We start from the raw sequence: 19,613 nt of genomic DNA on the forward strand, positions 1-19,613 counted from the left end.
CAGACACTTGTTGTTTGGCTTTTTCTATAGAAAATAAACAAATAGAGAGTAAAACACGTATCTATTTATGAAAGGAGGAAGAGCGGTGAACTTGTCAGATGATATTGGTGTCTTGACTGGTGTTGGTCCAAAGCGTGCCGAGAACTTGAAAGAATTAGGTATTCAAACAATCGAAGATTTGTTATCTTATTACCCTTTTCGCTATGATGATATCCAAGAAAAAGAGCTAAATGAAATCCAAGACCAAGAAAAAGTCACGTTAAAAGGTTTAGTTGTATCGGAACCAGTCGTGAGTCGTTATGGCTATAAAAAAAGCCGAATGATGTTTCGGATGATGCAAGACCATGCTGTGATCAATGTTTCCTTCTTTAACCAACCATACTTAAAAGATAAAATCGTAATGTCTGAAGAAATAGCGGTTTATGGTAAATGGGATGCTAAACGCAAGGCTCTGAATGGCATGAAAATTCTAGCAGCTAAAAATGATGGAGAAGACTTCGCTCCGATTTATCATGTAAATAAAAAGGTTCGCCAAAGCAGTTTAATTCAACTGATTCGTATGGGGTTTGAAAAATATGGAGAACTGATTCCGGAGATTTTACCAGAAGAATTATTAGAAAAGTACCGCTTAATGCCGAGAAAAGAAGCAATGTTCGCGATGCATTTTCCTAGTAATCCAGAAGAAAGTCATCAAGCAAAACGTCGGGTTGTTTTTGAAGAATTCTTCTTGTTCCAATTGAAAATGCAAGGGTTGAAGAGGCAAGAAAAAGCAGAAAAAAATGGCTTAAGCATTCAGTATGATGTGGCACGTTTAAAATCATTTACGAAGAAATTGCCTTTTGAACTTACTGCAGCCCAAAAGAAAGTGACGAACGAAATCTGTCGAGACTTAATGAGTCCAAATCATATGCAACGCTTGTTACAAGGCGATGTAGGGAGTGGTAAAACAGTTGTTGCGGCAATTGCTCTTTACGCAACGATGACAGCTGGCTTTCAGGGTGCTTTAATGGTGCCAACAGAGATTTTGGCTCAACAGCACATGGAAAGTCTTCAACAATTGTACGATCCCTTAGAAGTTCGCACAGCCCTATTAACTGGATCGACCAAAACTAAAGAGCGTCGAGTCATTCTTGAACAACTAGCGAACGGTGAAATAGATATCATTATTGGTACCCACGCCTTGATTCAAGAGGATGTCTTATTTCATCGATTAGGTTTAGTGATAACGGATGAACAACATCGATTTGGTGTGAATCAACGCCGAATCTTAAGAGAAAAAGGCCTGAAACCTGATGTATTGTTCATGACTGCGACACCTATTCCAAGGACATTAGCAATCACGGCTTTTGGTGAAATGGATGTCTCGATCATTGATGAAATGCCAGCTGGTCGTATTCCAATAGAGACACGCTGGATTCGTCCTCCTCAATTAGATACTGTTTTAGAATGGATGGAAAAAGAACTGGCGCGCGGGCATCAGGCATATGTGATTTGTCCACTGATCGAAGAATCTGAAGCGTTAGATGTTAAAAATGCAACTGAGATATTTGAACATATGTCAGCGTTTTTTAACCCTACCTACCAAGTTGGTTTGCTTCATGGGAAAATGAAAAACCAAGAGAAAGAAGAGATCATGCAAGAGTTCAAAGAAAACAACTTGCAACTGCTAGTTTCTACGACAGTGATTGAAGTTGGGGTCAATGTTCCTAATGCGACGGTCATGTTGATTATGGATGCAGATCGTTTTGGCTTAGCACAATTGCATCAACTTCGTGGTCGAGTTGGACGAGGCTCAGATGCTTCCTACTGTATTTTAGTCGCCAATCCCAAAAATGAAATGGGCGTGGAGCGGATGAAGATCATGACAGAAACCAATAATGGTTTTGTGTTAAGTGAAAAAGATTTAGAATTACGTGGCCCAGGTGAAGTGTTTGGGGCCAGACAATCGGGTGTTCCGCAATTTGCTGTGGGAGATATCGTGACTGATTTCAATATTCTTGAGGTTGCACGCCAAGAAGCTAGTGAGATTTGGAAAAAAGAACAATGGTGGGTGTTGCCAGAATATCGTGGTGTTGCTGATAAAATTAAGCCGCATGATGATGAGCAGCAGTTTTTTGATTGATTAGAGCTGATATACAATGAATAAAAAAAGGTACCTACTCGGTTTCATGAGAGTCAAACGCTTTGTTCCGCTTTTCGCTGATTTAGCTACACGAGCCAGACTTCTCAACAAATAGACAAAATGCTGAAAAGATAAAGAGCATCTTTCCAGCATTTTCCTAATTTGATCGAGGTCTAAACGGCTCGTTCCGCTTTTCGATATGTTATACTATTTATTGTAATTCACCTAGGAGGGACTATGTTATGAAGATTGCAGTTGATGCAATGGGTGGCGATCATGCGCCCCAAGCTATTGTTGAAGGCGTGATGTTAGCCAAACAGGATTTTCCTGAGATTGAGTTTTTACTTTATGGAAAAGAAAATGAAATCAAAAAATATGTAACAGATGAAACGAATATTACCATTATTCACACAGACGAAAAAATCAACAGCGACGATGAACCAGTAAAAGCAATTCGTCGTAAGAAAACAGCATCGATGGTTTTAGCAGCACAAGCTGTAAAAAATGGCGAAGCAGATGCGATTTTTTCTGCAGGTAACACAGGTGCGTTACTAGCTGCAGGGTTATTTATCGTTGGACGAATCAAAAATGTCGAACGTCCAGGTTTGATGTCGACTTTACCAGTAATCGGTCAACCGGATGGCGGATTTGACATGTTAGATTTAGGTGCAAATGCCGATAACAAACCAGAGCATCTTGTTCAATATGCAGTACTAGGTTCTTTTTATGCTGAAAAAGTTAGAAATATCACGAAGCCACGTGTAGCGCTTTTAAATAATGGTTCTGAGGAAACGAAAGGCAGCGAGCTGACTAAAAAAGCGTTTGAATTGCTTTCAGAAGAAGAAGGTATTCACTTTATTGGTAATGTGGAAGCACGTGATTTACTTAGTGGAGCAGCCGATGTTGTTGTAACAGATGGTTTTACGGGAAATGCCGTGTTGAAATCAATTGAAGGAACAGCGTTAAATATGATGGGACTATTAAAATCATCGATTCTTGCTGAAGGGTTTAAAGGCAAGATGGGCGCATTACTTTTAAAGAATGCATTGCGTGGAATGAAAGATGAAATGGATTATTCTAAACATGGTGGAGCAGTTCTTTTTGGCTTGAAAGCACCAGTTATTAAAACCCATGGATCGACAGGACCAGAAGCGGTTCGTTATACGATTCGTCAAATTCATACTATGCTGAAAACAGAAGTTGTACCGCAACTTGTCAGCTATTATGAAACAAAAGAATAACCAATTCCGCAACCTATTTGCAACCATATTGTAATGATTTTGCAAAAAAAGATGGACAAATCAATCAAATGTGAGTACAATGTATCATAGCGTTTAACTCTATAAGGAGAAACGCTTTTCAAAAGCAGTGGAGGTGAATACAGTTGACTCGTGAAGAAGTACTTGGAAAAGTAGCGAAGATTATCTCAAACCACTTTGATATTGAAGCTGAGAATGTGACAGATCAATTAAACATTAAAGATGACTTGAATGCAGATTCAATTAGTGTAATGGAATTTGTTTTAGAGCTAGAAGATGAGTTTGGTACAGAAATTTCTGATGAAGACGCAGAGCAAATTGAAACAGTTGGTGCCGCTGTAGATTATATTATGAATCACTTATAATTTAAAACAAAGAAATGAAGCAAAACGAATGCCGTTTTGCTTCATTTTCTTATTTACATAACCGATTTTCTATTACCAAAATGTTGCAATTTTTACAAATATTATATACAATTGCATAAAAATGATTACAATGAGAATATAAAGAGAAATGCTTAAAAAAATAAAGTTTTTTTAATAAGGTTTTCGATTGTAAAAAGATAATTTACTGAGCATGGAGGAGTGTATTAAAGTGAGTGACGGAAATCAATTATTAGACGTTCAGCATCTGCACACAGGGTTTCGTATTAAAGACGAGTTTTATGATGCAGTTGATGATGTGTCATTTGAATTAGGCAAAAATGAAATCTTGGCAATCGTTGGTGAATCAGGTTGTGGCAAAAGTACTTTGGCTACAACAATTATTGGGTTACATGATGAAAATAATACTCGTGTAACTGGAGAAATTCTATACAAGGATTTAAATTTAACTACGTTTAACGAGCAACTATACAATAAAATACGAGGTAATGATATTGGTATGATTTTTCAAGATCCTTTATCAGCGTTGAATCCATTGATGCGGATAGAAGATCAGATCAAAGAAAGTTTAACGTATCATACAGATATGAACGCTGAACAAAAACAAGCGCGAGTGATCGAGTTATTGACGCAAGTGGGTATTCCAAATCCAGAACGTGTAGGGAAACAATATCCTCATGAATTGTCTGGCGGCATGCGTCAACGTGTCATCATTGCGATCGCAATTGCATGTAAACCAGCAATCATTATTGCAGACGAGCCAACGACGGCATTGGATGTAACGATTCAAGCGCAAATTTTAGATTTACTCAAAGATTTACAAGAAGAGACTGGTTCAGGAATTATTTTGATTACCCATGATTTAGGTGTGGTAGCCGAAATGGCAGATAAAGTAGCAGTGATGTATGCTGGGCAATTTGTTGAAGTTGCGACAGCTGAAGAATTGTTCAACAACCCTAAACATCCATATACACGTTCGTTATTACAATCGATTCCTCAAGAAAATTCAGATGACAGTCAGCTGCATGTGATCGAAGGAGTTGTTCCTTCATTGAGTAAATTACCAAGGGAAGGTTGTCGCTTTGCACCGAGAATTCCTTGGATTTCAGAAGATGCCCATGAGGCAGAACCGACTTTACATGAAGTATCAGAGGGACATTTTGTCCGTTGTACATGTTATCAGCATTTCCATTTTAGAGACGATCAGGAGGAAGTATAATGGCAGAAATCATTCAAATCAAAGACTTGAAAGTTCATTATCCTATCCGCAGTGGTTTCTTTAATCGAGTGACCGACCATGTGTTGGCAGTTGATGGTGTTGATTTTATTATCGAAAAAGGTAAAACATATGGTTTGGTTGGTGAATCTGGTTCTGGAAAATCAACTACTGGAAAAGCAATCATCGGGCTGGAAAAAGTGACCGACGGCAGTATTTTGTACGAAGATAAAGATGTAACAAAAGCGCATAATCGTAAAGCGATGAAATACAATAAAGACGTTCAAATGATTTTCCAAGATTCAATGTCTAGTTTGAACCCTAAGAAACGTGTCTTGGATATTATTGCTGAACCAATCCGCAATTTTGAACGATTGAGCGATCAAGAAGAAAAGAAAAAGGTCAAAGGATTGTTAGATATTGTTGGGATGCCGGAAGATGCGCTGTATAAATACCCTCATGAATTTTCAGGTGGTCAGCGTCAACGCTTAGGTGTAGCAAGAGCTGTGGCAACTAGTCCTAAATTGATTATTGCAGATGAGCCAGTTTCTGCTTTGGACTTATCCGTTCAAGCACAAGTTTTGAACTTTATGAAAAATATTCAAGAAGAATATGGTTTGAGTTATTTATTCATTTCCCATGATCTAGGTGTTGTAAAGCATATGTGTGACAATATCGCGATCATGTACAAAGGTCGTTTTGTAGAAATCGGCACGCGTCAGGATATTTATACGAACCCTCAACATATTTATACTAAACGATTATTATCAGCAATTCCTAAGATTGATGTTGCTAATCGCGAAGCACATAAGGCGCAACGTCGCCAAGTAGAAAAAGAATATATTGAGCATCAAAAAGATTATTACGATCAAAATGGTCGCGTATATGATTTACGTAAAGTCAGTGAAACGCATCAAGTAGCGTTAAAAGATGGAGGTGCAATCTAATGTGGAAGACGATTTTACGACGTGTACTCTTTATGATCCCTCAAATTCTAATTTTAAGCGTACTGATTTTCATGTTGGCAAAAATGATGCCTGGTGATCCTTTTACCGGATTGATCAATCCAAATACAGACCCTGCTGTTATTGAAAAAATGCGTGAATCTGCTGGGTTGAATGATCCGTGGACGACACAATATATCCGTTGGATTGCCAATGTTTTTCATGGGGATTTTGGGGAGAGCTTTATTTTTAAATTACCAGTTTCTACTCTGATCGGTAGCCGTGCGATCAATACGATTCTTCTGTCATTAGTAACAGTTGTGATCATGTATGCAATTGCTTTACCATTAGGGGTTCTGTCAGGACGCTATCAAAATTCTATTTTAGATAAATTTGTAGTAGTTTATAACTTCTTTAGTTTTGCAGTGCCACCATTTATTTTTGCACTAGTTATGCTATTTATTTTTGGTTACCGTTTAGATTGGTTTCCAACGACAGGTTCGATATCCAGCGGTGTTGAGCCGGGCACGGGTGCGTATATCTGGGATCGTTTTTATCATTTGATCTTACCAGCTTTGTCTCAAGCACTTCTTGGAACGGCGATCACGATTCAATATTTACGTAATGAAGTCATTGATTCTCAGTCACTGGACTATGTGCGGACAGCTCGTTCAAAAGGGGTACCGACCAACAAAGTATATACACGACACATTTTCAGAAATGCGTCATTGCCAATTGTTTCTCAATTAAGTTACGAAATCACAGCTTTGATCAGTGGTTCAGTAGTTATTGAAAAAATCTTTGGTTACCCGGGAATTGGGAAATTATTTATCGATTCGATCGGACAACGTGATTATGCAGTAATCACAGCCTTAGTATTGATTTTAGGAGTTGCGACGCTCGTCGGAAATCTGATATCAGATATCGTGATGAGTCTTGTAGATCCACGGATTCGGGTTCAATAAAAATCAATTTTAAGGAGAGGAAGAGACGAAATGGATAAAAATAAAGAAAATACAGTTACTGTAACTGAAACGATCCCACCGATGGGATTTCGAATGATTGCAAGAGAATTCAAAAAAGATAAATTAGCTATTTTTTCACTGGCACTACTAGTTGTTATCTTGTTAGTTGTTTTCATTGGTGCTTTATTAGCCGATCAAGACAAAGTAATGACAGTCAGTATTTTAGATAAATATGCCGAGCCTGGTGGAAACTTTATACTAGGAGCGGATGAAGGCGGACGTGATATCCTTGGTCAATTGATCATTGGCGCCCGTAATTCAGTTGTGATCGGTTTTGCAATTACGATTATCACATCGATCATCGGTGTGGGTATCGGGATTATTTCAGGTTATTATGGCGGAATGTTTGATAATGCAGTGATGCGTGTCGTTGATTTTATCATGATCTTACCGATTATGATGATCATCATTGTATTTGTTACAATCATTCCTAATTATAATGTTTGGTCCTTTGTGGGAATCATGAGTGCTTTTTACTGGGTTGCAAAAGCCCGACTGTTTAGAAGTAAAACACTATCTGAGGTTCGCAGAGATTATGTGAGTGCTTCAAAAACTTTAGGGACAAGTGATTTTAAAATCATGTTTCGAGAAATTATGCCAAATCTAAGTTCATTGATCATCACCAACTTAACGATTAACTTTGCGGCAAATATCGGGATCGAAACAACCTTGACTTTCTTAGGATTTGGTTTGCCGACAAATGTACCGAGTTTGGGAACATTGATTGGATATGCCAGCAATGGCGACGTTTTAGCGAATAAAACATGGATCTGGGTACCTGCATCAGTACTGATTTTAGTAATGATGTTATGTATAAATTATATTGGCCAAGCGTTTAAGCGTTCAGCAGATGCTAGACAACGTTTAGGTTAAGAAGAGGAGGAAGTAGTGTGAAAAGCAAGAAACTTTTGGGTTTAATTACATTAACAGCAGTAGTGGCTGTAACATTAGCTGCATGTGGAGGCAAGAAGTCAGGTTCAGATAATAAGAGCGTGGAAACTGAAGATATCAGTAAATTTACAATGACGGTCAAAAATGATAAAGAAGCAATCAAAGGCGGGACTTTGGAAGTTGCAGTGGCTTCTGATACTCAGTTTAAAGGACTATTTTCTAAAATATACTACCAAGATGCTTATGATTACCATTATATGAGACCTTCTGATGAAGGACTATTTGGTTACGATGAAGATTTCGTTATTACAGATGATGGTGCTGCTAAGTTAGATTTAGATGTTGATAATAAAAAAGCAACGATTACACTTAAAGAAAATGTTAAATGGTCAGATGGTGAACCTGTAACTGCAGATGATTTGATCTATCCATATGAAGTAATCGGAAATAAAGATTACACAGGAATTCGTTATGATGATAACTTTACTAATATTGTCGGAATGGATGAATATCATGATGGTAAGTCCGATACTATTTCTGGTATAAAGAAAGTAGACGATCAAACGATTGAAGTTACTTATAAAGAAATGAATCCAGGTATGTTGCAATTAGACGGTGGTGTTTATACAAGTGCAATGCCGAAACATATCTTTAAAGATATTCCTATTAAAGACCAAGAAAAAAGTGATGCAGTCCGTAAAAATCCTGTAACCTTTGGTCCTTACTACATGAGTAAAATTGTAACGGGTGAATCAGTGGAATACTTGCCAAATGAACACTACTACCAAGGCAAACCTAAGCTAAATAAAATCGTATTTACAAACGTACCAACAGCATCTATCGTTGAAGCTGTAAAAGCGAAAAAATATGATATGGTTTACTCAATGCCGACAGATAACTATCCAACTTACAAAGATTCAGAAGGGTACCAAATGCTAGGACGTGAAGAATTAGCATACACATATGTTGGGTTTAAATTAGGTACTTTTGACAAAGAAAAAGGCGAAGTTGTTATGAACCCAGATGCAAAAATGGCTGACGTAAAATTACGTCAAGCAATGGGCTATGCAATGGATAACGATGCGATTGGTCAAAAATTCTATAATGGCTTACGTACTGGAGCAACAACATTGATTCCACCAATCTTTAAAACATTGCATAATACGGATGTAAAAGGCTATCAATATGATCTTGATAAAGCGAAGAAAATATTGGATGATGCTGGCTACAAAGACACAGATGGCGATGGACTTAGAGAAAATCCTAAAGGTGAAAAATTAACGATCAACTTTGCTTCAATGGCAGGTGGCGAAACAGCTCAACCTTTAGCTGATTACTATCTACAACAATGGAAAGAGATTGGCTTAGATGTGAAATTAGCAACTGGTCGTTTAATCGATTTCCAAGCATTCTACGATAAAATCAAAAATGACGATCCAGAAATCGATGTTTTCCAAGCGGCGTGGGGTGTAAATAGTGCGCCATCTCCAGCAGGATTATATAGTCGCAATGCAGCATTCAACTACTCTCGTTTTGCTTCAGAAGAAAATGATAAATTGTTAAAAGCAATTGATTCAAAAGCATCATTTGACGATACAAAACGTAAAGAAGCATACGATGCATGGCAAGAATATATGTTTGAACAAGCACCGGTTATTCCAACCTTGTATCGTAATGAAATCATGCCAGTTAATGACCGAGTGAAATCATTTACTTGGAATTATGAAGATACAAAAGACTTCTACAGCATTGAATTAACAGCTGAAAAACGTTAATCTATTGATTTGAAAAACAAGTAGTTATGGAACTGAATTCATAACTACTTGTTTTTATTTACATATAAAAACAAGTTGTAACTAGCATCTTTTTTTTCAAGGATATCCAATAATGACAAAGAACTAACTTTTTTTGTCACTTGTATCCTAGACATAAATCGACAAGAATGATAACCTTTTCGTTAAGCGCTTTCAAATAAATGTTGAAAAATAAGGAGAGAAATCAAATGGAGCAAACACTAGTTATCATCAAGCCAGATGGCGTTTCACGTAAATTAGTTGGAGAAATCATTCAACGATTTGAGAAAAAACAGTTAAAGTTAAACCAATTAAAAGTAGCGACAATGTCCCGAGAATTAGCAGAAGAACACTATGCACATGTGAAAAAATTTGATTTCTTTGAAGACATGATGACGTATATGACCTCATCGGAAGTTGTTTATCTAGTGTTAGAAGGAACAAGCGTCATTAAAACAGTCCGGAAAATGATTGGGGCAACAAACTGTTTAGAAGCTGAACCTGGAACGATTCGAGGAGATTACGGTGCTAATAGTTACGAAAATATTATCCATGCATCGGATTCACCAGAAGCGGCCGCTGTTGAAATTAAACGATTTTTTACTGAAACAAATTAAACTGAAAGCGTATCAAGATTTTTGAGATCTTGAACGCTTTTTGTCTTTTTCAACTGAAAGGATGGAAGAAATTTTGCGATTTATGATAAAAATAAGCTAAAATCATTAGGAAATTCTTCAAATACCGCGAATTAAGCAGTCATTTTAGGGCAATTCCCGCCTAACCATTTAAAAATCCTACAAAAAAAAGTATAATAGAGAAGGTTGTAAATAAACTTAAAGGAATGTAGCAAATGGACAATCAGTTAACTACAGAATTAAAAGAACGTTACGGCATTGTTTTCCATGATGTCAACCTATTAGAACAGGCTTTTACCCATTCATCCTATGTGAATGAGCATCGCTATTTAAAGCTATCTGACAATGAACGATTAGAATTTTTAGGAGATGCCGTTTTAGAGTTATTGGTTTCTCAATATTTGTATAAACAATTCCCAGAAATGCCAGAAGGCAAGCTGACGAAAATGCGAGCGGCAATTGTTCGTGAAGATAGTTTATCCAAATTTGCGAAAGAATGTCATTTTGACCAATATATTCTTCTAGGCAAAGGGGAAGAAAATTCTGGTGGACGGACACGTCCAGCGTTGCTTTGTGATTTATTTGAGGCGTTTTTAGGTGCTTTATTCTTAGATCAAAAAGTCGATGCAGTCAAGAAATTTATTGCAGAAGTCATTTTTCCAAAAATCGATGCCGGTGCTTTTTCACATGAGATGGATCATAAAACACATTTACAAGAAGTCTTACAACGTCAAGGCGATGTCAATATTGACTATCGTTTAGCCAATGAAGAAGGGCCTGCGCATGATCGGATCTTTTTTGTTGAAGTTTATGTCAACGAAAAGTTGATTGGCACAGGTCAAGGAAAATCGAAGAAATTAGCAGAACAGGATGCCGCTGAAAAGGCTCTAAAACAAAATCCTGAGTAAGCTTGGAAGGAGCCGTTTTATTCGTGTATTTAAAACGAATTGAGATCGCAGGATTTAAATCCTTTGCGGATCGAACCGTTATAGAGTTTGAAAATGGTGTTACAGCTGTTGTCGGACCTAATGGTAGTGGAAAAAGTAATATCACCGAAGCGATTCGCTGGGTCTTAGGCGAACAGTCTGCCAAAAGTCTTCGTGGCGGCAAGATGCCAGATATCATATTCGCAGGTTCTGAAGGCCGTAAAGCCTTAAATATTGCTGAAGTAACGGTTGTATTAGATAATAGTGATCATTTTTTACCATTAGACTTTACAGAGATCAGTGTCACACGTCGCTATCGTAGAACAGGTGAAAGTGATTTTTATATCAATAAACAAGCTTGCCGATTGAAAGATATTCATGATTTATTTATGGATTCTGGTTTAGGGAAAGAATCCTTTTCAATCATTTCTCAAGGGAAGGTCGAAGCGATTTTTAATAGTAAACCAGAAGATCGTCGTGGTATTTTTGAAGAAGCGGCAGGGGTTTTGAAATACAAACAGCGTAAGAAAAAGGCAGAACAAAAGCTATTTGAAACAGAAGATAATTTAAGTCGTGTGCAAGATATCATCTATGAATTAGAAGATCAACTGACTCCTCTAGCTGCACAAAGCGAAGCGGCCAAGGAGTTTTTGAAACTTAAAGAGACCTTGACTGAGATCGATGTTAGCTTAACAGTTACTGAAATCGAAGCAGCAAAAGAAATTTGGGAAATCAAAACAGCTGAACTTGCAGGAATCGAAGAAATGCTGCAGCTTGCCAGCAAAAAAATCCGTGATTCAGAAGATGAACTATTCCAACTACGCGGTAAGCGTAACAAATTGGATGAGCAAATCGAAACGGAACAACAACAGCTTCTACAAATCACAGAAGCATTGAAACAAACCGAAGGACAAAAAAACGTCCTAGTTGAACGCTCAAAACATACGATGCAAACAACCAGTGAATATCAGCAGTCTTTAGAAGAAAATGCCGAGAAAATCACTCGCTATCGTGAAGAAGTCCAAGACTTACAAGCGAAAGTTACTGAGAAAAAAGCCCAACGTGAATCACTAGTTGAAGCAATCAAAGCCTCAGAACTAGAAGTTGAAAAATACAGCAAATCTTCAAAAGAATTATTGGAAGAACTGCGTAGCCAATATGTTGAAGTAATGCAAGAACAAGCCAATACGACTAACGATCTAAAATATTTAGAACGTCAGTATCAGCAAGAAACGGCTAAAAATCAGCAATCTATCCAAAAGCATGAAGCATTAGAAAAACAAATGACAGATGCCTTGGCTGATAAAGAAAATCTGGAAGCCGCCTTGTCTGAATCAGATCAATCTTTAACAAACCAACGAGAGCAATACACACAGTTGAAGCAACAATTGGATCAAAAACAAGGACAATTGGCTATTAAGCAAAAAAATATGTACCAAGCTATGAACCAAGTCCAACAAGCTAAGGCTCGCCAAAAAAGCTTGCAAGAAATCCAAGAAAACTATTCTGGTTTTTATCAAGGGGTTCGAGCAGTTCTAAAACATAAAGAACAACTAACCGGAATCGTCGGTGCAGTAGCCGAATTGATCGATGTACCGAAAGAATATACGTTGGCAATCGAAACAGCCTTAGGTGGAGCCGCTCAACATGTGGTCGTAGAAACTGAAAAAGACGGACGTGCGGGAATTACATTCCTAAAACAGCAACATAGCGGTCGAGCAACATTCTTACCACTGACGACAATTAAACCAAGAACCGTTTCTAGTGCAGTTCGTGATCGAGTTAGCAATGTTCAAGGATTTCTAGGAATTGCCAGCGAATTAGTCCACTTTTCAGAGGATGTCAGCAATGTAATCCAAAATCTTTTAGGTGTGACCTTATTAGCAGAGACATTAGAAAGTGCCAATCAATTAGCAAAAGCTGTAAACTACCAATATCGTGTTGTTTCTTTAGATGGCGATGTCATGAACTCTGGTGGTTCAATGACAGGTGGTGCCAACAAACGAGGCAATCAAGGCAGCCTATTCTCTCAAACCCAAGAACTTCAAACGCTGACTGAACAAATGGAACGTGTGGAAAAACAATTAACAGTCAACGAAAAAGAAGTCCAACAGTTGACCGAAGAAGTCAAAGAACTAAACGAAAAACTAGAACAATTGCGTTCAACTGGAGAAACAAGCCGCCTGAAACAGCAGGAATTGCAAAATAAATTAGCTAATCAAGAAGAAACGATCACTCGTTTAACGAAAGAACAGCGTCTTTTCGAATTTGAAGCCCGAGAATTGCATCAATTCTTAACCGAGTACCAAACAAGAAAAGAAGAGTTAACAGAACAACAACAAGCACTGAACGCAACCAAAGAGCGTTTAGACCAAGAAATGAAACAAGTTGATCAAGAAGCCAGCCAAATGGAAACATTACGAGCACAAGCATTTGAGCGATTTAATCAAGTACAAGCAGATAAAGCTGTTGCCAGTGAACAATTGGCTCATTTAACTGAACAAGTATCAGAAAAACAAACACAGTTAGATGAATTCTTAGCAAGAGAAACAGCGTTGCGTCAGCAATTACAACAATTGAATGACAATTCAAGCGATCATCAAGTCACAGAAGAAAGCTTAGCGGTTCAATTAGAACAATTGGCTGAGAAAAAAGAGCAATTACAAACAAGCATTCAAGAAGCTAAAATGGCTCGTCAACAATTGCAAGAACAAGTTGATCACATCGATACAGGTTTGGCAGAAGAGAATAAACAGCAGCAACATTTATTGACAGAGCAAACCAAAATAGAAGTTGAGAAAAATCGCTCAGAAATCAAATTAGACAATTCTTTGCAATATTTACAAGAAGAATACAGTTTGACCTTTGAACGTGCCAACGAAGATTATGAACTGACGATCGACAAAGAGCAAGCGAAAATCGAAGTCAAACGCTTGAAACGTGATATCGAACGCTTAGGTCCAGTCAACTTAAACGCTATCGAACAATACGAGCAAGTTAATGAACGCCATGAATTTTTAGTGTCTCAACGTGATGACTTGTTAGATGCCAAAGAGCAGTTGTTTGAAACGATGGGTGAGATGGATGAAGAAGTCAAAGCTCGCTTTAGTGAAGTTTTTGAAGCGATCCGTGCCCAGTTTAAAGTGGTATTTCCAAATATGTTTGGCGGTGGTCGAGCAGAATTGATTTTAACTAACCCTGAAGACTTATTGAATACTGGGGTCGAAATCGAAGCACAACCTCCAGGTAAAAAATTACAAAATCTAAGCTTACTTTCTGGTGGTGAGCGCGCCTTAACAGCGATTGCGTTGCTATTTTCCATTATTCGCGTTAGACCAGTACCTTTCTGTGTCTTAGATGAGGTTGAAGCGGCGTTGGATGATGCGAACGTTTCTCGTTTTGGTCATTATTTAAGCGAATTTGAAGATGATACGCAATTTATTGTGGTGACTCACCGTAAAGGAACGATGGAAGCTGCAGATGTGCTGTATGGTGTCACAATGCAGGAATCAGGTGTGTCGAAGATTGTTTCGGTTCGCTTAGAAGAAGTCAAAGAAGGCGGCGCGATCGTCGCTGAAACTTAGGGGTATATGATAGGAGTAATAAAATGATTAAATTAGTCGCTATTGATTTAGATGGCACGCTTTTAGATAGTAAAAAGGAAATCTCTATAAGAAACAAAGAAGCTTTGGTGCAAGCAAAAGCTGCAGGTGTTAAAATCGTTATTTGTACAGGTCGACCATTAGCAGCCATCGGTATTTATTTAGATGCCTTGAATTTGCGGGACAATGGTGATTACAGTATTACCTTCAATGGTGGTTTGGTTCAAAAAAATGATACAGGTGAAATTATTGAAAAAGCAACGATGCCTTTAGAAAATGTCCATGATTTGTTTGAATTAGCTTCCTCATTGAACGTACCTTTGGATATTTTATCTGATGGGCTAGTGTTGCAGCTACCAACGACAAAGGATTATGAATCATTGTATAGTCAGCTAAATAAATTACTGACATATGAGTCTTACGAGTTAGCTCAATTGACTGCTGATAGAATCTACAATAAAGCCGTGATTGCAGTAGATCAAACGTATCTAGATGAACAAATCAAAAAAATACCTGATCCGTTTTACGATCGTTATGAAATCATCAAAACTAGAAGTAACCTACTAGAGTTTATGCCTAAAGGAATCACAAAAGCTTATGGTATTTCATTATTAGCTAGAGATTTAGGCATTAAACAAGAAGAGATCATGACGATTGGCGATGAAGAAAATGATTTGCCGATGATCGAATACGCAGGTCTTGGTGTAGCAATGGAAAATGCCGTTCCTAGAGTGAAAGACTTGGCAGACATAATAACAGACACAAACGACAATGACGGAGTCGCACAAGCCGTTGAAAAATTTGTTTTAGAACCATTGGAAGGAGGGAATTAAATGGGATTTTTCGATAAAATAAAAAAAGCTTTTATGAACGAAAAAGAAACACCACCAGCTGAAATCAAGACAGATGAAGAAGTCATCGAGTCCGTTGAAGTAATGCCAGAAGAAAAACAAGCTGATACGGAATCACTAGAGCAAGTCCAAGAGGAGATTTTTGAAGCAGCAGAAGAGCCTGAAAAAGAACAAGAACCAGAAATCGACCCTCTGATTACAGTAAATCCTGTTACCCAAGCAGAAGAACTGGTTGATCCTGAAATTATTGAGGAACAACAAGAAGAAATCATCGTACAAGAAAAGTATGAAAAAGGGCTAGAAAAAACTCGGAAGACTTTCGGCGAACGTTTGAATGAATTATTTGCGAATTTCCGTTCAGTGGATGAAGACTTTTTTGAAGAATTAGAAGAAACCTTGATTGGTGCGGACGTTGGTTTTGATACAGCAATTAAAATCACTGAGTCACTACGCCAAGAAGTAAAATTACGTAATGTGAAAAAACCAGCTGCAGTTCAGAATACGATTATTGAAAAAATGGTTGATTTGTACGAAGCAGAAGGTATCGAAGAAAATAACGCCTTGAACATTCAAGAAAATGGCTTGACTGTCATGTTGTTCGTGGGAGTTAACGGTGTTGGTAAAACAACTAGTATCGGTAAACTAGCCCATGAATTCAAACAAGACGGGAAAAAAGTCTTAATGGCAGCAGCTGATACCTTTAGAGCAGGAGCCATCGACCAATTAGTGGTCTGGGGCGATCGTGCGGGGGTTGAAGTTGTTCGCGGCAATGCTGGAGGAGATCCAGCTGCAGTAGTTTTTGATGCAGTAGAACGTGCAAAAACGGAGAATGCGGATATCCTACTTGTAGATACAGCAGGTCGCTTGCAAAACAAAGTCAATTTGATGAACGAATTAGAAAAAATCAAGCGTGTGATTCAGCGTGAATTGCCGGATGCGCCTCATGAAGTGTTGCTTGTAGTAGATGCAACGACAGGGCAAAATGCAATGTCACAAGCAAAACAATTCAAAGAAACGACAGATGTCACTGGTTTAGTCTTAACTAAACTGGATGGTACAGCAAAAGGTGGAATCGTCTTAGCGATTCGTAATGAGCTGCATTTGCCAGTGAAATTAGTTGGATTAGGTGAAGGAATCGATGATTTAGAACCGTTTGATGCAAATGATTTTGCAATTGGATTATTTAAAGGCTTACTGAAAGTCGAAGATTAAAGAAATAGCAAAAACCTTTTGAGTGACTACATCGAGTAGACATTCAAAAGGTTTTTATTAGTTAAACTATTGTTGGAACCATACCGCCATCCATCCGAATGGCTGCGCCACTGAAGGCTGTGGCATAAGGACTGCTGATAAATGCAGCTAAACGTCCGATTTCACTTGGATCGATCAAGCGTTGGATTTGAGATAAAGGTCGGTTGTTTGCCATAAATAATTTCTCTTTATCGGCTAAAGACATAGCTGAATCGGGGTACATTTTTTCGAGCATATCACGTACGCCTTCGGTCATGGTCGAGCCTGGCATGATTGTATTAACGGTTACTTGTGTTCCTTTGGTTAACTTAGACAAGCTTTTCGCTAAAGAAAGCTGCATGGTTTTTGTCATACTATATTGTGGCATTTCGCCTGAGGGCATGACCGCCTCTTCGCTGGCAATAAAAATGATTCTGCCGAAGTTTTCTTTTAACATTTTAGGTAGATAAAATTTGACGAGGGAATTGGCGGCAAGTACATTTGTCCGAAAGAATTTTTCCCAAGTTTCATCCTCAATAGTTTCATACGCCATTGGTTGGAAAATACCCATGTTATTAACAAGAATATCCACGTGAGGAAATGTATCGAATAATGATTGGCGATCTTCTGGTGAGACAATATCACCAACAGCCGATTGCGGTGTGGTTTCTGGAAAATGTTCTTTTAGTTGTGTAACGAGAGCTGTGACTTCTTGTTTATTGCGCCCGTTGACTAAGACATTTGCACCTTCTTTAGCTAATTCAATCGCAATGGCTTTACCGATTCCTTTAGTAGATCCCGTGACTAAAGCTGTTTTTCCTTTGATATTCATTTCCATGATGCTATCTCCTCACTAAATTTTATTCAAAAAAGAATGTATCCGGATTGGGACCAACTCGAGTTCCGTCATCTAATTGATCAATCATAGCCAAATCATCTTTTGATAATTCAAAATCAAAAATCGCTGCATTACTTTTGATTCGAGCTTCTTTAACAGATTTTGGTATAACGATAATATCATTTTGGATATGCCATCTTAAAATGATTTGAGCTGCTGATTTGTTGTGTTTTGAGGCAAGATTTAAAATTGTTTCATCTTCTAGTAATTTACCTTGCATCAAAGGTGACCATGCTTCCGTTAGAATTTCATATTCTTTTCCAAAGGTACGGATTTCTTTTTGCGCCATTCTTGGATGAAGTTCCACTTGATTGATCACAGGTTTGATTCGGGTGGTTTCTAGGAGTGTTTTTAAATGATGAATCTCAAAGTTACTGACACCGAGCGCTTTGATTTTTCCACTAAGATATAAGTCCTCCATCGCCGTCCAAGGTTCTAAGAATTCGTTATTTCCAGGCCAGTGGATCAAGTACAAATCCAAGTAATCCAATCCTAATTTTACTAGGCTATCGTTAAATTCAGTAATAGTTTGATCGTAGTCTAAATGATGATTCCACAGCTTCGTTGTGATAAACAACTCTTCACGTTTTTTACCAGTTGAAGCCAGCCCTCGTCTGATCCCTTCGCCGACACCGACTTCATTGCCGTAAATTTGTGCGGTATCAATGCTGACATAACCTGCTTCGATTGCTTTTTGAACGGATAAAACAGTATCTTCGTTACTTACTTGAAAGACACCCAGACCAAATCCAGGCATCCTTACTTCGTTATTTAATAAAACTGTATCTGTTAATGATTCAATCATCGCTTCTCTTCCTTTCACGTTTAAAGTAAATCTATGGTAACAGCAGCAGGTCTAAATGACTAGTACGTACTTTAAAGTGCTATACGAACGAAAAAGTAATTAATTGATTTTTCAACCTTTTTTTGTTTAAATAAATCAAGAAAGGACGCGTTGTTTATGGAATCAATTGAAAAAAGATACAATATAGGTGTAGAAGTTACAATGGATGTGATTGGTGGGAAATGGAAACCGATTATTCTTTGTAATTTAAGGCATCAAGTCATGCGCACAAGTGAACTACTTAGAGCGATACCGAATATCTCACAAAAAATGTTGACGCAGCAATTACGGGAATTAGAACAAGATAATATCGTTGATCGAAAGTCATATAACCAAATTCCGCCGAAAGTTGAATATAGTCTGAGTGATTATGGCGAATCGTTGGGGGATATTCTTGATTTACTTTGTTCTTGGGGAGAAACACATGCGGAGCATTTGATTGATAATGGTGAAGCGATTAGTTTGAATTGTGATAATTGAGAAAACGTATAGTATAGAAAACGATTAAAAAAAACATAAGAGCCCAGGACAAAACTGATTTTAGTTTTGTCCCGGGCTCTTATGTTTTTTTAATACAAGTGACAAGAAGAATGAGGATATAAAAAGTGAAATCACAAAAGCTCATTTTTTAACATATATATCCTTCAGTAAAATAAAGGGGTTATTGACTTGTTTTATTTTTTTCTCTCACGTAGGTTCCAGGGAAAGTCCCGTCATAGTTTGTTGTAAAGTCCGTATTGTTATTGTAAGTCTTGTCTTTACTGACCCAAGCGCCTGTATAGGGGTGAACATTTTTTTCAGGCAGGAGAGGGGCACCTTTGAAAACAAACATTTTCCCTAAAGTAAGTTCTTCTATTGCGGAATAATGAAACATCTCATACATATTAGTTACATTACTGGTGTCCCAGTTAGTTAAATTCAAAGATTTTATGTTGGTAGTTCTAAATAAGTTTGACATATTGCTTACTTTACTGGTATTCCACTGTTCAACATT

The 19,613-nt window shown here is 37.8% G+C and carries 17 protein-coding genes; 14 read left to right on the forward strand and 3 right to left on the reverse strand.

Annotated elements, in window-relative coordinates:
- Nucleotides 1-67: 67 nt before the first annotated feature.
- The 13 genes from recG (at nucleotide 68) to ftsY (ending at nucleotide 16,859) form a co-directional block, all read left to right on the forward strand.
- Complete coding sequence (gene recG / locus JZO69_RS11910) at nucleotides 68-2,122, forward strand: ATP-dependent DNA helicase RecG (protein WP_207113091.1); 2,055 nt, start codon at nucleotides 68-70, stop codon at nucleotides 2,120-2,122.
- Between the two features lie 242 nt (nucleotides 2,123-2,364).
- Nucleotides 2,365-3,363, forward strand: coding sequence for a phosphate acyltransferase PlsX (gene plsX, locus JZO69_RS11915; protein ID WP_207113092.1), 999 nt, complete (start codon nucleotides 2,365-2,367; stop codon nucleotides 3,361-3,363).
- Between the two features lie 143 nt (nucleotides 3,364-3,506).
- Nucleotides 3,507-3,746 (forward strand): acyl carrier protein, encoded by a 240-nt coding sequence (gene acpP, locus JZO69_RS11920; RefSeq protein ID WP_069635051.1) that lies wholly within the window; start codon nucleotides 3,507-3,509, stop codon nucleotides 3,744-3,746.
- 211 nt (nucleotides 3,747-3,957) lie between these two features.
- Nucleotides 3,958-4,983: an ABC transporter ATP-binding protein gene (locus tag JZO69_RS11925; RefSeq protein ID WP_207113093.1), complete on the forward strand. Its 1,026-nt coding sequence runs from the start codon at nucleotides 3,958-3,960 to the stop codon at nucleotides 4,981-4,983.
- Nucleotides 4,983-5,927, forward strand: a complete 945-nt coding sequence (locus JZO69_RS11930; RefSeq protein WP_207113094.1) for an ATP-binding cassette domain-containing protein — start codon at nucleotides 4,983-4,985, stop codon at nucleotides 5,925-5,927. The genes JZO69_RS11925 and JZO69_RS11930 overlap by 1 nt, the downstream gene beginning before the upstream one ends.
- Nucleotides 5,927-6,889 carry an oligopeptide ABC transporter permease gene (opp4B, locus tag JZO69_RS11935; RefSeq protein ID WP_207113095.1) on the forward strand — a complete coding sequence of 321 codons (963 nt, stop codon included), beginning with the start codon at nucleotides 5,927-5,929 and terminating at the stop codon, nucleotides 6,887-6,889. The genes JZO69_RS11930 and opp4B overlap by 1 nt, the downstream gene beginning before the upstream one ends.
- Before the next feature lie 30 nt (nucleotides 6,890-6,919).
- Nucleotides 6,920-7,822, forward strand: a complete 903-nt coding sequence (locus tag JZO69_RS11940) for an ABC transporter permease (protein ID WP_207113096.1) — start codon at nucleotides 6,920-6,922, stop codon at nucleotides 7,820-7,822.
- 17 nt (nucleotides 7,823-7,839) lie between these two features.
- On the forward strand, nucleotides 7,840-9,615 hold the full coding sequence (locus JZO69_RS11945; protein ID WP_207113097.1) for an ABC transporter substrate-binding protein: 1,776 nt from the start codon (nucleotides 7,840-7,842) through the stop codon (nucleotides 9,613-9,615).
- Between the two features lie 227 nt (nucleotides 9,616-9,842).
- Complete coding sequence (gene ndk, locus JZO69_RS11950) at nucleotides 9,843-10,250, forward strand: nucleoside-diphosphate kinase (protein ID WP_207113098.1); 408 nt, start codon at nucleotides 9,843-9,845, stop codon at nucleotides 10,248-10,250.
- 233 nt (nucleotides 10,251-10,483) lie between these two features.
- On the forward strand, nucleotides 10,484-11,176 hold the full coding sequence (gene rnc, locus JZO69_RS11955) for a ribonuclease III (RefSeq protein WP_207113099.1): 693 nt from the start codon (nucleotides 10,484-10,486) through the stop codon (nucleotides 11,174-11,176).
- A 23-nt stretch (nucleotides 11,177-11,199) separates the two neighbouring features.
- Entirely contained in the window at nucleotides 11,200-14,778 is a 3,579-nt protein-coding gene (gene smc / locus JZO69_RS11960; RefSeq protein ID WP_207113100.1) for a chromosome segregation protein SMC, read from the forward strand.
- 23 nt (nucleotides 14,779-14,801) lie between these two features.
- On the forward strand, nucleotides 14,802-15,629 hold the full coding sequence (locus JZO69_RS11965; protein ID WP_207113101.1) for a Cof-type HAD-IIB family hydrolase: 828 nt from the start codon (nucleotides 14,802-14,804) through the stop codon (nucleotides 15,627-15,629).
- Complete coding sequence (ftsY, locus tag JZO69_RS11970; protein WP_207113102.1) at nucleotides 15,630-16,859, forward strand: signal recognition particle-docking protein FtsY; 1,230 nt, start codon at nucleotides 15,630-15,632, stop codon at nucleotides 16,857-16,859.
- Nucleotides 16,860-16,920: 61 nt separating this feature from the next.
- Here ftsY and JZO69_RS11975 read toward each other — a convergent pair whose 3' ends face one another.
- Complete coding sequence (locus JZO69_RS11975; protein WP_207113103.1) at nucleotides 16,921-17,715, reverse strand: SDR family NAD(P)-dependent oxidoreductase; 795 nt, start codon at nucleotides 17,713-17,715, stop codon at nucleotides 16,921-16,923.
- Nucleotides 17,716-17,737: 22 nt separating this feature from the next.
- Nucleotides 17,738-18,580 (reverse strand): aldo/keto reductase, encoded by an 843-nt coding sequence (locus JZO69_RS11980; protein ID WP_207113104.1) that lies wholly within the window; start codon nucleotides 18,578-18,580, stop codon nucleotides 17,738-17,740.
- A 156-nt stretch (nucleotides 18,581-18,736) separates the two neighbouring features.
- Here JZO69_RS11980 and JZO69_RS11985 point away from each other — a divergent pair, with 156 nt between their 5' ends.
- A complete protein-coding gene (locus tag JZO69_RS11985) occupies nucleotides 18,737-19,099 on the forward strand; it encodes a winged helix-turn-helix transcriptional regulator (protein ID WP_207113105.1) in 363 nt (120 codons plus the stop codon).
- A 181-nt stretch (nucleotides 19,100-19,280) separates the two neighbouring features.
- Here JZO69_RS11985 and JZO69_RS11990 read toward each other — a convergent pair.
- The coding region (locus JZO69_RS11990) for a BspA family leucine-rich repeat surface protein (protein ID WP_207113106.1) at nucleotides 19,281-19,613 on the reverse strand (333 nt) is incomplete at its 5' end.

Origin of the sequence: Candidatus Enterococcus ikei, from assembly GCF_017316105.1 — a bacterium.
GTDB classification, from domain to species: Bacteria; Bacillota; Bacilli; order Lactobacillales; family Enterococcaceae; genus Enterococcus_L; species Enterococcus_L ikei.